Annotated in this window: 26 protein-coding genes and 1 pseudogene; 9 read left to right on the top strand and 18 right to left on the bottom strand. The window is 37.3% G+C overall.

Going from position 1 to position 13,612, the window contains the following annotated elements; translation table 11 throughout:
• From E4T79_RS09945 to E4T79_RS10005, 18 genes are all read right to left on the bottom strand, one after another.
• Window positions 1-154: DUF3310 domain-containing protein (locus E4T79_RS09945; RefSeq protein ID WP_135029884.1), on the bottom strand; the 154-nt coding region annotated here is incomplete at its 3' end.
• Window positions 141-287, bottom strand: a complete 147-nt coding sequence (locus E4T79_RS11150; protein WP_167752677.1) for a hypothetical protein — start codon at window positions 285-287, stop codon at window positions 141-143. The genes E4T79_RS09945 and E4T79_RS11150, both read right to left, overlap by 14 nt.
• Window positions 280-474, bottom strand: a complete 195-nt coding sequence (locus E4T79_RS09950) for a hypothetical protein (RefSeq protein WP_135029886.1) — start codon at window positions 472-474, stop codon at window positions 280-282. The genes E4T79_RS11150 and E4T79_RS09950 overlap by 8 nt, the downstream gene beginning before the upstream one ends.
• Window positions 474-761 (bottom strand): VRR-NUC domain-containing protein, encoded by a 288-nt coding sequence (locus E4T79_RS09955; RefSeq protein WP_245168095.1) that lies wholly within the window; start codon window positions 759-761, stop codon window positions 474-476. The genes E4T79_RS09950 and E4T79_RS09955 overlap by 1 nt, the downstream gene beginning before the upstream one ends.
• Before the next feature lie 19 nt (window positions 762-780).
• Entirely contained in the window at window positions 781-1,656 is an 876-nt protein-coding gene (locus E4T79_RS09960) for a bifunctional DNA primase/polymerase (RefSeq protein ID WP_135029888.1), read from the bottom strand.
• Between the two features lie 265 nt (window positions 1,657-1,921).
• Complete coding sequence (locus E4T79_RS09965) at window positions 1,922-3,472, bottom strand: phage resistance protein (RefSeq protein ID WP_135029890.1); 1,551 nt, start codon at window positions 3,470-3,472, stop codon at window positions 1,922-1,924.
• Window positions 3,473-3,488: 16 nt separating this feature from the next.
• Window positions 3,489-3,962: a DUF669 domain-containing protein gene (locus tag E4T79_RS09970; protein WP_135029892.1), complete on the bottom strand. Its 474-nt coding sequence runs from the start codon at window positions 3,960-3,962 to the stop codon at window positions 3,489-3,491.
• A gap of 2 nt (window positions 3,963-3,964) precedes the next feature.
• On the bottom strand, window positions 3,965-5,416 hold the full coding sequence (locus E4T79_RS09975) for a DEAD/DEAH box helicase (RefSeq protein ID WP_135029894.1): 1,452 nt from the start codon (window positions 5,414-5,416) through the stop codon (window positions 3,965-3,967).
• Window positions 5,406-6,080: an AAA family ATPase gene (locus E4T79_RS09980; protein WP_135029896.1), complete on the bottom strand. Its 675-nt coding sequence runs from the start codon at window positions 6,078-6,080 to the stop codon at window positions 5,406-5,408. Before E4T79_RS09980 ends, E4T79_RS09975 begins: the two co-directional genes overlap by 11 nt.
• The gene (locus E4T79_RS09985) at window positions 6,077-6,409 is read right to left on the bottom strand and encodes a hypothetical protein (RefSeq protein ID WP_135029898.1); all 333 of its coding nucleotides are present in this window, start codon (window positions 6,407-6,409) and stop codon (window positions 6,077-6,079) included. The genes E4T79_RS09980 and E4T79_RS09985 overlap by 4 nt, the downstream gene beginning before the upstream one ends.
• Window positions 6,406-6,585, bottom strand: a complete 180-nt coding sequence (locus E4T79_RS09990) for a hypothetical protein (RefSeq protein ID WP_135029900.1) — start codon at window positions 6,583-6,585, stop codon at window positions 6,406-6,408. The genes E4T79_RS09985 and E4T79_RS09990 overlap by 4 nt, the downstream gene beginning before the upstream one ends.
• Complete coding sequence (locus E4T79_RS09995; RefSeq protein WP_135029902.1) at window positions 6,582-6,929, bottom strand: hypothetical protein; 348 nt, start codon at window positions 6,927-6,929, stop codon at window positions 6,582-6,584. Before E4T79_RS09995 ends, E4T79_RS09990 begins: the two co-directional genes overlap by 4 nt.
• Complete coding sequence (locus E4T79_RS11155) at window positions 6,922-7,062, bottom strand: hypothetical protein (protein WP_167752678.1); 141 nt, start codon at window positions 7,060-7,062, stop codon at window positions 6,922-6,924. The genes E4T79_RS09995 and E4T79_RS11155 overlap by 8 nt, the downstream gene beginning before the upstream one ends.
• Entirely contained in the window at window positions 7,059-7,196 is a 138-nt protein-coding gene (locus E4T79_RS11160; RefSeq protein ID WP_167743239.1) for a hypothetical protein, read from the bottom strand. The genes E4T79_RS11155 and E4T79_RS11160 overlap by 4 nt, the downstream gene beginning before the upstream one ends.
• The gene (locus tag E4T79_RS11165; protein WP_167752679.1) at window positions 7,196-7,366 is read right to left on the bottom strand and encodes a hypothetical protein; all 171 of its coding nucleotides are present in this window, start codon (window positions 7,364-7,366) and stop codon (window positions 7,196-7,198) included. The genes E4T79_RS11160 and E4T79_RS11165 overlap by 1 nt, the downstream gene beginning before the upstream one ends.
• 29 nt (window positions 7,367-7,395) lie before the next feature.
• The gene (locus tag E4T79_RS10000) at window positions 7,396-7,650 is read right to left on the bottom strand and encodes a hypothetical protein (protein WP_135029904.1); all 255 of its coding nucleotides are present in this window, start codon (window positions 7,648-7,650) and stop codon (window positions 7,396-7,398) included.
• Between the two features lie 82 nt (window positions 7,651-7,732).
• On the bottom strand, window positions 7,733-7,870 hold the full coding sequence (locus tag E4T79_RS11170) for a hypothetical protein (protein WP_167752680.1): 138 nt from the start codon (window positions 7,868-7,870) through the stop codon (window positions 7,733-7,735).
• An 11-nt stretch (window positions 7,871-7,881) separates the two neighbouring features.
• Window positions 7,882-8,073 carry a hypothetical protein gene (locus tag E4T79_RS10005; protein WP_135029906.1) on the bottom strand — a complete coding sequence of 64 codons (192 nt, stop codon included), beginning with the start codon at window positions 8,071-8,073 and terminating at the stop codon, window positions 7,882-7,884.
• A gap of 714 nt (window positions 8,074-8,787) precedes the next feature.
• Between E4T79_RS10005 and E4T79_RS10010 the strand changes: the two genes are divergently transcribed.
• The 9 genes and pseudogenes from E4T79_RS10010 (at window position 8,788) to E4T79_RS10040 (ending at window position 13,411) form a co-directional block, all read left to right on the top strand.
• Window positions 8,788-9,141 (top strand): helix-turn-helix transcriptional regulator, encoded by a 354-nt coding sequence (locus E4T79_RS10010; RefSeq protein ID WP_135029908.1) that lies wholly within the window; start codon window positions 8,788-8,790, stop codon window positions 9,139-9,141.
• A 6-nt stretch (window positions 9,142-9,147) separates the two neighbouring features.
• On the top strand, window positions 9,148-9,531 hold the full coding sequence (locus tag E4T79_RS10015; protein WP_135029910.1) for an ImmA/IrrE family metallo-endopeptidase: 384 nt from the start codon (window positions 9,148-9,150) through the stop codon (window positions 9,529-9,531).
• A 39-nt stretch (window positions 9,532-9,570) separates the two neighbouring features.
• Window positions 9,571-10,389 (top strand): ATP-binding protein, encoded by an 819-nt coding sequence (locus E4T79_RS10020; protein WP_228063846.1) that lies wholly within the window; start codon window positions 9,571-9,573, stop codon window positions 10,387-10,389.
• Window positions 10,390-10,481: 92 nt separating this feature from the next.
• Window positions 10,482-10,841: a DUF4325 domain-containing protein gene (locus E4T79_RS10025; RefSeq protein ID WP_135029912.1), complete on the top strand. Its 360-nt coding sequence runs from the start codon at window positions 10,482-10,484 to the stop codon at window positions 10,839-10,841.
• Window positions 10,838-11,377, top strand: coding sequence for a PIN domain-containing protein (locus E4T79_RS10030; RefSeq protein ID WP_135029914.1), 540 nt, complete (start codon window positions 10,838-10,840; stop codon window positions 11,375-11,377). Before E4T79_RS10025 ends, E4T79_RS10030 begins: the two co-directional genes overlap by 4 nt.
• 109 nt (window positions 11,378-11,486) lie before the next feature.
• Window positions 11,487-11,651, top strand: coding sequence for a hypothetical protein (locus E4T79_RS11240; protein WP_194183828.1), 165 nt, complete (start codon window positions 11,487-11,489; stop codon window positions 11,649-11,651).
• 42 nt (window positions 11,652-11,693) lie between these two features.
• Window positions 11,694-11,810, top strand: a pseudogene (locus E4T79_RS11470) (Ltp family lipoprotein); the annotation flags it as partial.
• Window positions 11,811-12,128 (top strand): Ltp family lipoprotein, encoded by a 318-nt coding sequence (locus E4T79_RS11245; RefSeq protein ID WP_280643163.1) that lies wholly within the window; start codon window positions 11,811-11,813, stop codon window positions 12,126-12,128. It abuts the pseudogene before it with no gap.
• A gap of 185 nt (window positions 12,129-12,313) precedes the next feature.
• Window positions 12,314-13,411 carry a site-specific integrase gene (locus tag E4T79_RS10040; protein WP_135029918.1) on the top strand — a complete coding sequence of 366 codons (1,098 nt, stop codon included), beginning with the start codon at window positions 12,314-12,316 and terminating at the stop codon, window positions 13,409-13,411.
• The last annotated feature ends 201 nt before the right edge of the window (window positions 13,412-13,612 follow it).

The raw sequence follows: 13,612 nt of genomic DNA on the forward strand, positions 1-13,612 counted from the left end.
TTTGAAAGCGTAGCAGATACTTAATAACATTGCCCCAGCAGTAAGCTGCTTTCCCTGCTAAGTTGCCGATAAAATTATCGACAACTGCCATAGCTTCAAGGCCATGTTTACCTTGGTAGTGTTTCGGCTTCGTTATGTTGTTAAACTGTGTCATCTTTTTTCTTACCTCCACTAAACATTAAACTAGCACCTATGCCAACAAGCACCGCTTCAAATGTGCTAAAATGCACACCGATTTTACCCATTGCCGCAAAGAATACTATCAAAAAACCAATATTTCTAAACATATGCTTTCTCCATCTCCTCCCACACTCTTTCTACATTCTGACGAATTTTTTCGGATAATAATTCCTTCATATCTTCAATAGCTTGACGATAACCCTCTTCGTACTTCGGGTCATCATTTGACAAATTATACTGCGACAAAAATTCAGCAACTAGTCTTACTTCTGCGGAAGAAATACCAAGCTGCATCACTCCACCTCCTCGATTTCTATAATTTCCAGGGCTTCGGCGATATTTCTAGCCACTCCCGCCAAAGCACCGGATGAGCGCATTCGCTCAATAAATTTTACTTGCTCAGGTCTAACTCGACCTATCTTGTTTTTAACTTCAATGAAAAATATCTGTCCATCTGGTCTAAAACCAAACAGATCGCTAAAACCTTTCGGTAGTCCTGTATCGAAATATCGTCCATCTGCTATGCGGACTTTACCAACATTGGCACGAAAACAAATAATATTCCGCTTCGCCAATTCCATACGAATCAAGTTCTGCACATCATGTTCCGATAATAACGTAGTTGACTGTATTCCTTGCTGATTCAATAGTTCTTTCAAACTCCTCTCTAGTAAATACATCACGACCTTTAACAGTGCCAATGATTGCAGCTAAACTCTCAATAGGATGTCCATTCTCAAAGGCCCAACATGCCGCTTTAAATAAATCATCGTTTCGGTTCATACATGTCCCAGTTGTTACTCGTTCATAAGCTTCACGCCCTTCATGTGTACCATTATTTATTTTGGTTGGCAACGATTCACTAAAATACTGCGTAATGATTTGTTGTTTCGGCTTAAAGGCTTGTTTTTCAAATTCTCCTTCATAACATGGTAAGGCACTAACTGCTTGTAATACCTCCCTACCTTCTGACGGAAATATCTTCACATAATTGTTATCATGCGCTTTAATGTCAATGCCTTTCATAATTTTGGGTTTTTGCGCATATGGAATATCGTCACGTTTTTTAAATAGGATATGCATACCGCCGCTTGCTGTGACTTCAATAAAGGTCCTACTGAAATTATCAAGCAATTCCTCTTTATACTCGCTATTCAACAGTGAGCTATAACCATCTAATCCGTTGTCATATTGTTCAGTCGTAGTGATTCGTAAAATATCCGCTCCACACGTTTGTATTAGCCATTTGAGACCTTTTGCTGTCGTCTCATCGAGTTCATGTGTATCAATATCGATTGCCCACACTCCTCGCATAAGAAGCGCATAATCACAATTTAACCAATTAACCGATTTGATAATCTCTTCCGTTATCGAAATATCCTTGAATTTAATAATCGGATTGCCAGTCTTTCGGCTAAGTGGAATGACTTGATAGCCTTTTTTCAAAAAATTCAATGCTGTCTGATGATTAGACACGGATAAACCTCCTTTGCGTGTTTTATGCGTAATGCTGAAAAACCTTGTGACTCTAAGGATTTCACGTTTTAATTACGCAATTACGCAATTGACCCCTACCCTACCCTTTACTTACCATATATATAAATAACTTAAACAATTATTGTCTTTATTGATTTAACCGTAATTGCGTAATTTGTAAATTTTAAATCTCTTAATCCCTTGTTGCTCTAAGTTTCAAATCAATTACGCAATAAGCAAAGTATTGCGTGTTTTATGCGCAATTTTAAAGAATGAACTTCTCAAAACGCCTTTGATTTCCAATGATGTACCCTCGAACGGTCTTTCCATTCACTGTTTTAGATATTGCTTCTACACCGATTTCTGAAATTGCCTTACCCAACAGCTTATTGCTACCCCTATAAATTGCGTAGGCCAAGTCAATCACTTCCTTATTTCCAGTTCGTTGCACAAAATCAACTTCTTGCAAAGCGTTGATTAAAGCAATTTGGAAATCATCCAAGTCAATATCGTTGAAAACTTCCACATTCTTCCACAGGTACATTTTACTCTGTTGCTTGAAATACTCCATAGAATTGAGCAGAAAACCTAGGCTACCAGATAGTTTTGGCGATTTATCCCGATTCGTAAACGCCTGCCAGTATTTCGCAAATGCCTCCTCGCGTTCAAAATCCGTTTCACCCTCCGGTCTGTCTTGATACTGGATCAGAACCTTACGACCATTCATTTCATCAGATAGGGCGACAGTCCTATTTGTATCAATACAGAGAACACTTGACAAATGGACGAGCGATTGATTCTGTCCGATAGAACGTGCCACATGTGTACGCTCTGTCGCAATAATCTTTAGCACTCGTTCCATTGCAAGCCCTTGAATATCACCTTGTTCTGTTGCAAGAGCCATTTCGCCTCCCGAAAACATCGCCCAGGCTTGCAAGGCTTCAAATCCATTTGATTTCAACGTATCCAATTCGACATCAATTCTCTTAAACAAACCTGACAGCACTATGTGTCGCAACCCTTTCCCTGTTCGTACCCCAGACTTTGAGATAAAGAAATTTGTTTTCGGCCTAATTCCACATGCCACTTGAGCCATGTAATAGGCTTGTAACCGCGCATTGTGTAACGATTGATCATCAGCGATAACATATTCCAAAAATTCCTGTGCGATTTTCTGTGAATTCTGTGCATCAGATAACTTTACGGGATAATACTTGAAATACGATACATTTTGTTTAGGCGGTTCATGTAGTAACTCACTTCGTTCTAGGTCGATGATAAAATCTTGGCAAGCTATTTGAGACAATTGGATATAATTGATTGGTTTCACATTCAGATAGTAATGAATCCCAGATAAGATTTCCATGATGTGATTAGCATCCTTAAATCCGTACTTAGTCTGTAAAGCATACTCATCTAACAATCGGAATTGTCGAGCACTGACATCATAAAGATAACCCTCTATAATCGCATATTTTCCGATAAGATAGTCGATAATTAACTTTGCAAAAGGTGGAAAGTTCTTCTCGGAGGAGTATTTGACAGTAGCTGGATTATCATCCGTTTCATTCGACATCCAGACCTCCCCGTAAATAAATCGATAGGTTTTTCGACCATCATTTGCAAAATAACCGATGTCTTTTGGTTCGACATTTGTAGATTCAAAATAATAATAAACTTGGTTTTTATCGTCTACATAATGAATTTTATACAGTTGTTTTTTTAATTCCGCTTTTAGTACCGATTCGCCAAATAGACTGGAGCCCCAGTCTATTTGATAGAGCAATCGGCTAAGCGAATCGGATAGTTCTTTCATAATACTCCTTTAGTGATTAAAACGGCAGTCCATCTTCATTAATGGTTGTGGATGCTGCATCCGTTTTTTCTTTCCAAACATGATGACAAGATGGAATATCCGTTGGATTCGTATAGCGAACTTTTGGATACTTATCACAGTTATATTCTTCTAGTTTCACACGGATCTTAGCTGTGCGACCTTTGAAATCATTAAGAAAGGCTTCGAAACTGTCATAATGCTTACCCTCAGGAATACCAAGAGCCTTCGCTTTCCCCATTAAGATACCCATATGATACTTCCCTGTTTGTGACGATTTATACTGCTCATCCCATAAATGCGAGTTTTGTTTCTCTTGTTGCACATCATTTCGAACCACATAATCAATCACAACACGCATCTTATCATTCTTGTTCTCCGCTTCATAGGCATCAAAGACAATCATTTCATAGTCTTGTTCTTTAAAGTCCGAAAACTCTTTTACTTCTGAAAAATCTGTTGTAAATCCCATTTTTAATACCTCGTAATAATTTTATTTTTTTGTTTTTTGACCCATTGAAGGGCATTGTGATATTCTCGACCAGAAACACCAGTCATGCGAATAATATCATCATCTGACACATGCACTTTGGTGTTTCCTACATAGTAAAATAGCAGTTTGTATAATGGCTTCCCGCCATTTACCTTAGCTCTTGCTTTTGCAATCTGCCAATTTTGTGACAAATCTGATCCATACTTGCGTCCAGCTATCCGCATCAGCTGAAATTCTTGTCGCTTTATTTCAACCAATTCTGCTGCTATGCGTTGTTTCTCAGCCTGTTCTCGCTCACCAAAATCATATCCACACATATCGCAGATTGACTGATTTAAAGGCCACATCGCCGAACACTCGGGACATTCTTTTGCTTGGATGATATTTTCTGATTTTTTCTTTTTCTTCCATCCACCTTTAAAATAAGACTTCCAGTCGTGTGGTGTATAGGGTAACCCATGTATTTTCCAATTGACCACACAATCAATAATCGTTGCGATTTTTCCCGGCTGATAACGCATGGACCGCATAGATTGCTGGAGATATAAGACAAGCGATTTTGTTGGTCTACATAAAATAGTCACCGAACAATCTGGTACATCGAAACCCTCAGAAATTAAATCTACATTGCAGAGAACTTTTATATCTCCGTTTCTAAAAGCCTGCATACGTTTCTCTCGTTCGATTTTTGGCGTTTTAGAATCTATATGGACGGATGCTATACCCGCTTCGTTGAACTCCTTAGAAAAGCTCTTAGACGCTTCTATTGAGTGCGCATATAAGATAGCCTGTTGCCTAGCTGCTCGCTTCCGATATTCACTGACAACATCGCCATAAATAGCTTTACCAAATGCTTCATCAATCGAACGATTTGTATATTCTCCGTTTCTTGTTCTTAGTTTAGAGATATCAATAGCTAACAGGCTAAAATACCTACAATGAGCTAAATGATGATTATCAATCAACCATTGTACCGATTTCCCTTCAACCATGACGTCATACGTATCTGTAAATCCAACGCCTGACATACGCCACGGAGTGGCCGTAAAGCCAAGCCGTGCCACATTTGAAAAGCGCTGGTAAATAGCTTGATAAGTACTAGCTTTACCGTGATGCCCTTCGTCTGTGATGATGAGAGTTGGTTTCCGTAATACCGATAAACGATTTTTTGCCTTTCCAACCGTTAATAGATCCACATATTCAAGATTCACCCCATGAATCATCAAACTATTTGTAATCTGCTCAACCAATTCTTTCCGGTGGACTAGAAACAACACTCTACCACCTTTATCTGTAGCTCGCTTAATAATCTCTGAAATAACAACGGACTTACCGCTCCCAGGAGGGCTGACAATCATCACATTTTTGTCTGCTATATGAGTGCGTGCCTGTTCAATTAAATCTAACTGATAATCAAATAATTTAAATGTCAAAAGTAAACAACTCCTCTATTGAACATGCCGTGCGACTGTCCAAGCGATTTTTAGCGTATGTTCCTTCTGAACCTTCTAAGACAACTCCACGATTGCTGGTCTTACTGTTGATAATGATCCGACCAACAACATCTGTCAAACCAAGCAGTTGGTTTAGTACATTTGTCCGAATCTGTGGTACATACTGCGTAATTAACTGTCCTGAGTCCAGTGATAACTCTCTTGTATCCTCCCAAGCTGTCACAAATATATTAACTGGCTTAGAATAAATAGCCGTTAATACCCGCAAGAAATAGTTGGTCCATTGGTTGTAATGTTGTAACTCGTTTGAGATACCATTTTTTGACGATTTTCCCGCTTCGACAAACCAGTCGGATTGAAAACTAGTGAGGTTATCAATCACAAGATTATCGTATTCTTCAAGTACATCATCTACTTCTGTCAAAAATGTATTCATAAATTCAGAAGGATGATTTCTGTCAAATGAGATAATATCGATATTTTCTGTGCCACCAAGGACCTTACTAGAATGGTCCATGTCAAGAAGTAACGTCCTACCTTTCAAAGTCTTAATCACACTTGTTTTACCAAGCCCAGGTTTTCCGTATAGTAAAACACGCCAATTCTTAGTTCGCTCAATATCTGTTGCTTTCGTAATTTTCATGTCCACTCCTCATCTGTTAATGTAGCACAGTCCCAAGTACGAATAACATCTGCGACTGCTTCCTCTGTATCATAGGATTGCCTAATTTGATTGCATTTTTCCTCAAATATTGACTTTAGGGGAAGTTCTGCCACCCCAGGTTGATACTCTTTTAAAACAGAGGCAATTGCCTTACGTATTTTTACGGTCAATTCTTCAGCGAATTCTTTTTCCGTCATCTGGATCTTCACTCCAGGAACCGGAACAAACCCAGTCGCTTGAGTATCAAATCGATCGTAAGACTGCATCTCTACTATGATGCGTTTATCATCTGTAATATAAAATTTCATAAGCCCTCCATAAAATAGTCTTCTAAGAATTTGACATATTCTGTGATATAAGATAGTCGATAACCCATTTCAAAACTCATGATACATTGCAAATAATGGTCACGTAACTGAATCCACTCTCTAACACCGATTGCCACATCGCTGTTCATCATCTCAATCAATTCATCTTGTGTCATAACTTTGCAATCTCCTGTAATAGTGAGCGGATTTCTTTACAGTTCAAACGGATTTGATTACTATCAGTTTCCCGCCGATTCGCACTACGCAGTTGCTCAACAAGTTCTAGTAAAACTTCCTTCGTGTAAGCGAGGAACTCTTTCTTTTCTTCGCTTATCTTGTAGTAATAATCATAATCAAGCGATCCGTCCTCTTTGCGAATGCAGATTTTATACTGGTTTATATCTCTGCTAACATTTGAACGCACAAAGCCGACGTCAAAGTTTAAAGCATCAGCCACTTCTTCGCATGTCGCATTAGGATGTTCACGATAATAAACACGTATTTGTTCTGCTTTACTCATATTTCTCCTCCAACCGTTTAATAATTTTCCTTCGCTGTTCCTCTGATAGATGACTAGCTAAAAACACTGTATCACCCTCTACCCAATAAAAACCTCTTGAGTTTGTGAGGGTATCTACTACTGTTATTTTCATACCACCACACCTCTCACATTTTCAGCAATTATCCGCACCGAATCCAAACCTGCCTTTAAAAGCGCGTTCTCTTCTCTAAGCCTCACGATTTCAGATTTGAGTTCCATATATTTTTCTTTTGTCACTTCAATCATTAGGCTAGTGTCCTTTCTATTTCATCCAAGTTATAAACAACTTCTTCCGCTTCATTCAGTCCCTGTAAAATGAGCTTGATAAAGCACATAAACTTCGACTTTTCATCACTTGACAATTTGCTTTTTCGTACTTGGTCAATCAAGTAATCTGCGCATAGTTTTCTAAACATATTTACCTCTTTCAGCACTCCCCAGCGCTTTATCTTTTCATTAAGTGTTTAATTTCGTTTACATCCGCAAGACAATATTCCTTGTATTTGCCTTTTTTGTAGGATTTAAGACCGTAGCTTTCCATTCGTTTGACTTCCTGCCACGATATGCGCTCTTGCTCCATAAGCTCCTGTTGTGTGAGCCATGTATCCTTGTCACGCTCATTTATCGCTTCAATGGCTTTTTCAGCGATATCTTTAGCGATTGAAAGGATTAGCTCATTGTAACCAGCTTGTATATCCATTGCATCATCACCTCGTTCGTGATATAATCTAAGTAAGTTTTTTGTGTAAGTCACTGTTCCCGCAGTGGCTTTTTGTGTTTAGTTACCATTGTTTAATTTTTGCTATCGTTCCAAGCGCCAGCACAGTCTCCCAAACATCCAGTCCCTCGAGACTATCAACTATCAGTTGACTAAGCTGGTAGTTTTTCTTTTGCCAGTTGGCAATGAGTTTTGCGGGCATGTCGCTCCTTTCTACCGAATTTTAAAATCTTCAATCACACGAGCAATGAAACGATTTGCTTGTGGATTTTTTAATTTACCGTTCAAAATATTCGTGACATCTTGACGCACCATCCCGTATTGGACAGCAAGTGTAGTCAACGTGATATTGTTTTTGTCAAGATAATCTAGGATTTTTTGGCGTCCGCTATCTGTATCTGGCATAAGTTTTCTCCTTTCTTGTAAGAAATAAATAGTATAAGAAAATAACGGAAATCGTATCTGCTCAAGACTTTTTCAGTGAAAACCTTTACAAAACTTCTGACATTCTGTATAATAAATTTACCTTTAATAACAGAAAGGAGCTGATGCAAATTGGCAGAATTTTTGAAAGGTACTGTGTCTCAGTAGTTAAACTTATTTCTGGTCTGGTTGCCAGCGTAGACAAACAAGAGTCGTAAAAATAGGTGCGAGTTCAGCCGTGGGGGGTAGCCACGTAAAAAAGCGCAGCTTCTCGTAGACCAAAGTCACTAACTATTTCAACTGCAGTGCTGGGGGCGATACCAGCGAAGTGTTGTTAGCTACTGCTATTAGTTTGAGCAGAATAATTTCCGTAGCACCTTCCAGATAGCAGCTGGGAGGTGTTTTATTTGTTTGTAAGCGAAATAGTTAGAAAATTTCATTAAATCTCTTGACAAAATTATTAAAATTCTTTAAAATTAAGTCATAGTAAAAACAACGTCTAGAACACTTCTAATCATTTATAAATACAGTTTGGCGACCGTGTTATATTTAATTTTTAGAATGTTTTTAACTTCGTTTTTTCTAACTCAATCATCTTACAAAAACTATTTTAGAGAATTATCCGCTTTTTGTCAAGCATTTTATTAAAATTCTTTAAATATTTTTTGTCAATCTCTTAGAAAGGTTGATAAATCAATGTTTACTACATTTGAAAGGATTAAAGAACTTGCAAAAAAACAAGGTCTTTCAATAAATTCTTTAGAAGAAAAGTTAGGATACAGTCGAAATACAATCTATGCACTCAAAAGAAATCAGCCTGGTTCTGAAAAGTTGCAACAAATAGCTGACTACTTCAACGTATCCACCGATTATTTGCTAGGTCGGACAGATAACCCAAGAGTTGCTTCCGATGAAACACCCGCAGAAATAGACCTCAAAAAAGACGCAGAAGAAACATTCTTTTACGACGGTCACGAACTAAACGATGAGGATATAGATCTCATTACTTCAATTTTAGAAACAAGAATAAAAAACAGAAATAAGGACTGATTGCTGATGATGTCACCCGAATCAATCTGCGCTGAAAATGGCATAGACTTAGTATATTTTGATGGCAGAGGAACAGATAGCAAAGGCATGTTTAATAAAAAACATAAAGTCATTGCTATTGACGCTTATCTAAACGACGACGAGAAAAAGAAACGAATCTATCATGAGCTAGGTCACAAAGACCACGACCCAACATACTACGAACGCAATCGCGAGTATTGTGAAATTCAAGCAGATAGATGTATGATACATCATCTTTTGAAAGAAGAGTTGGATTTGTGGGACGACGTATCAAGTTTTAACTACATCCATTTTATGGAAAAATACGAGCTGACCTCGCTTGCTGATGAGGCTATGGTCAAAGAGGAGTTTTACGGATTGATTGAATAAAAGGAGATTATTGTAAAAATAGTTGGGAGATAAGAACAAATGGCTACTTATACTATTAAAGTCCCGGCGGAAATTAAGCTTGATGTTCAATATTTGTTAATTTTAAATATTGAATTCATTACTGCTATAAGCAAAGCAACTAAGTTCGATAGCATTCTCTTTGATTTTTCAAGGACTAATTGGATAGATGCAGAAATGACTGTTTTGCTCTCAATGATGTTTGAATTAGCTCTGCAAACTACTAAAAGTGTCAGCGTGGATATTGAAACAATGCCAGAAAAAGTTAAGACTATCTTACAAAAAAATAATTTCTTTCCATATTATGGTTTAGGAGAAAAACTGCTTGATACATATAATACAACAATAACTTTTTTTGCTGATAATACTTCAAAAGATGCTTACATTTACGAATATATAAAAGAAGAGGTATTCTCTGCTATCGGAACTAAAATTTCTGATGACTTTCTAAAAGAAATTTCATATTGCATATTTGAAATCATTCATAATGTAAGAGATCATTCTGGAGCAGATAGGTTTTATATTTGTGGTCAGCACTATCCAAAGACCGGGATCTTAAGACTAGCAATTTCTGATTTAGGTGTCGGGGTTCCTGCAAAGGTTAAAGAAAGACAGCCTCACCTAAAGACTGATGTAGAAGCTGTCGAATGGGCTTTTATCGATGGAAATACAACCAAGAGACGCAAAGAGGGCGGAGTTGGTCTCTACAGTATAAAAGAATTGCTTCATAACAGAGGTCAATTAAAACTGGTATCAAATCAAGCTTATTATTCAGTCAGTTCTTCAGGCATAATCGAAACAGTTACAATGCCTCAAAGATTTCGCGGCACACTACTTTGAATAGAATTTGATATAAATAATTGTTTAAAGCCACGGAAAAATGTTAAAATCGATAATGAGGATACTTTTAATTTTTAAAAGGAGTACAAAACATGCAAACACTGTATATAAAGGACGTTATCGGAGATAATCTTGCAGTAACGTCGGACAAAGGAGACATTGTATTTCGTATCTTGAAAGAGAATATCGAACAGGGTATTGAAACAACTTTAGACTTTGAAGGAATCACTGATTTGATTTCTGCTTTTTCTAATACAGCTCTTGGGCAACTCTATGACGTTGCGGATCCAGAGACTCTGAGAAGCCTTATCAAAGTTAATCCAAATACAATCCATCAGGCTGACAGACGTACAATTGAACGCTCTCTGAAAAATAGCAGAAATAAGCGTAAGCAAGATAAAGAATTTCGCCAAATGCTAGCCGATGAATTAGATGCGGAGCTTGGTCTATGACAACAACTGTTTATAACATGGAGCGTCTATCATTTAGCCCCGAAAGGAAATTATTAATTGATGTAAATGTTTTAATCTACCTTCAAAGTGGCCAAACACATAAGTACGATAAAATGTGGGAACGTGCCAAAGCTCAGGGAAACCCTCTTTTTATAACTACTCTATCAATCTCCGAATTTATTAATTATTTTACTCGTACAGGTTACAAACAATACTGCCGAGAGCATGGATACACTGAAGATGGGTTTGATTTCAAAAAAGACTACCAACACACTCAACACTTTTTAGATGTTTACGATGAGGTTATAGATACACTGGAGACAGAAATTGTCCCCAAAATAACAGTTATCGACTTTGATAATGCTGATTTTGATGATATTTCATCCTTAACGCAACACATGAACGATATCAATGACGCTCTCTATTTGAAGAAAGCGATAATAGAAGGGTACGATATTGTAACTCATGATTCAGACTTCTTCAATATACCAATATCGCAAGCAGTACGAATTTACACGTATAATAAGAAAAGATAAAAACTCCTACACACTTCCGAACCACCAGGGAAGTGATGAAAGTTTATAGAGAAAATTAAAATAATATGTGCAACCACTGATCCACACTAAAAGCTGAAGGAGAAACATTATGAAAAATAATAAAAAACAAGGTTGCTTAGGTTGCCTAGGTGTTGTCGTTGTATTGGTCGTTTTAGGTGCTATATTTGGTGGAACGGATAAAAAAGATACCACAACATCAACTACCAAAGAAACACAAGTAGAAACAACCACTTCTACTGAAGCAAATAAATAACCAGCAAAAGCAGAAGAAAATGTTCCTACTGAGTATAAGTCTGCACTCAAGAAAGCAGAAAATTACTCTAAAGCTATGTCTATGTCTAAAACTGGCATTTATGAACAATTAACATCAGAATACGGCGAAAAATTTGCTCCCGAAGCAGCTCAATATGCAATTGATAACCTTAACGCTGATTATAATGCTAATGCTTTGAAAAAAGCAGAATCTTATTCTAAAAATATGTCAATGTCTAAAGTAGGTATCTATGACCAGCTTATCTCTGAGAGTGGTGAAAAATTCACGCAAGAAGAAGCTCAATATGCCGTTGATAATTTAAAAGCAGATTATAAAGCCAATGCCTTGAAAAAAGCAGAGTCTTACCAAAAACAAATGTCAATGTCTCCGGAAGCGATTCGCGAACAACTCGTTTCAGAGTATGGCGAAAAATTCACGCAAGAAGAAGCAGATTATGCAATCGCTAATCTGAAATAAAACAAAAAACTCCCCACACTCACAACCGCCAAGTCTAAGTGTGGGGAGAAAAAAGATTGAATAACAAACAACCATTCAAAAGGTCATTTTGTTATACCCATTTTATCATAAAAAGGAGGTGATGCCAATATCCTATCTCAAAAATCAGCATTCCCCAGCGTTGAAAAAAGAGAAAGGAATAACAAATGATTACAAAATATACGAAAAAGGACGGTTCTACCGCCTACAAGTTACAAGCCTATTTAGGAGTTGACCCTATGACTGGTAAACAAGTTAGAACGACTCGACAGGGGTTTAAAACTCAAGCGGAAGCTAAGAGAGTTGAGGTCAAACTCGTTGAAGAATTTCAACGCCAGGGCGCATGGAGATGCAATGACCAGACCACCTTTGACGAAGTAGCTGAATTGTGGTTTGAGCAGTATAAAAATACTGTGAAAATAACAACTTATAAAACAACGGAGAACTATTTTAAAGTTAAAATAAAACCCGTTTTAGGTCACCTACCACTCAATAAAATAAATGTTATGGTTTGCCAAAGGTTGGTCAATGATCTGGCCAGTAACGCAGCTTATAGTTTATATATCAGCATTGCCAATCGAATTTTTAGATATGCCATTCATATGGGAATTATTGAAAATAATCCACTAGATCGTACCATACGAGCAAAAGGAGCGCATATTCCTAAAAGTGAAAAATTTGATAATTTCTATACAAAAGATGAACTTGCTCAATTTCTAAAAATTGTTGAAGAGACAGAAGACTTGGAACGACTTCTAATCTATCGAATACTGAGCTACGGCGGGCTACGAGTTGGCGAGTTAGTAGCGTTAGAAAATACTGATTTTGATTTTGTCAATGGGACAATTAGTGTTACCAAAACATTAGCATACACCAATCCAGGCTATGTCATTCAAAAACCCAAAACTAAAAGAAGTATTCGTATAATTTCTATGGATAAAGAAAGCATGCGCCTAGCCAAGCAATATATTAAACACTTTCCAATCCCCTTGCACGGATCGTTTAGGCTATTTAATGTAACACAAAATGCAATACGAGCCAGGATTAGAACCACTGCAAAAAAACACAATCTCAAAGTAATTACACCTCATGGCTTTAGACATACGCATGCTTCCTTACTTTTTGAAGCTGGCATCCCTGCGAAAATAGCACAAGAAAGGTTAGGTCATGCTAAAATCTCTATCACACTAGATTTATATACCCACCTTACAAAATCTCAAAAAGATGATGTGGCAGATAAACTGGCCAACTTCATCGCTGTCTGACCACGTAGTGGAAAACGTAGTAAAGCCACTTGTACACCTCAGAAAACCATTGAAATCAAGGACTTTGGATATAATTTCTTTATTATAGCATAAATATCTCTTACTATAAACTGAACCATTAACAATATCTAAACAGTTGATAAAACAGCGTTTTTTAATTTTATAACATTCGCTCAATCGCTATCATTCAAAAATAAACGT

Source organism: Streptococcus sp. LYSM12 (genome assembly GCF_004569635.1).
Taxonomy (GTDB): domain Bacteria; phylum Bacillota; class Bacilli; order Lactobacillales; family Streptococcaceae; genus Streptococcus.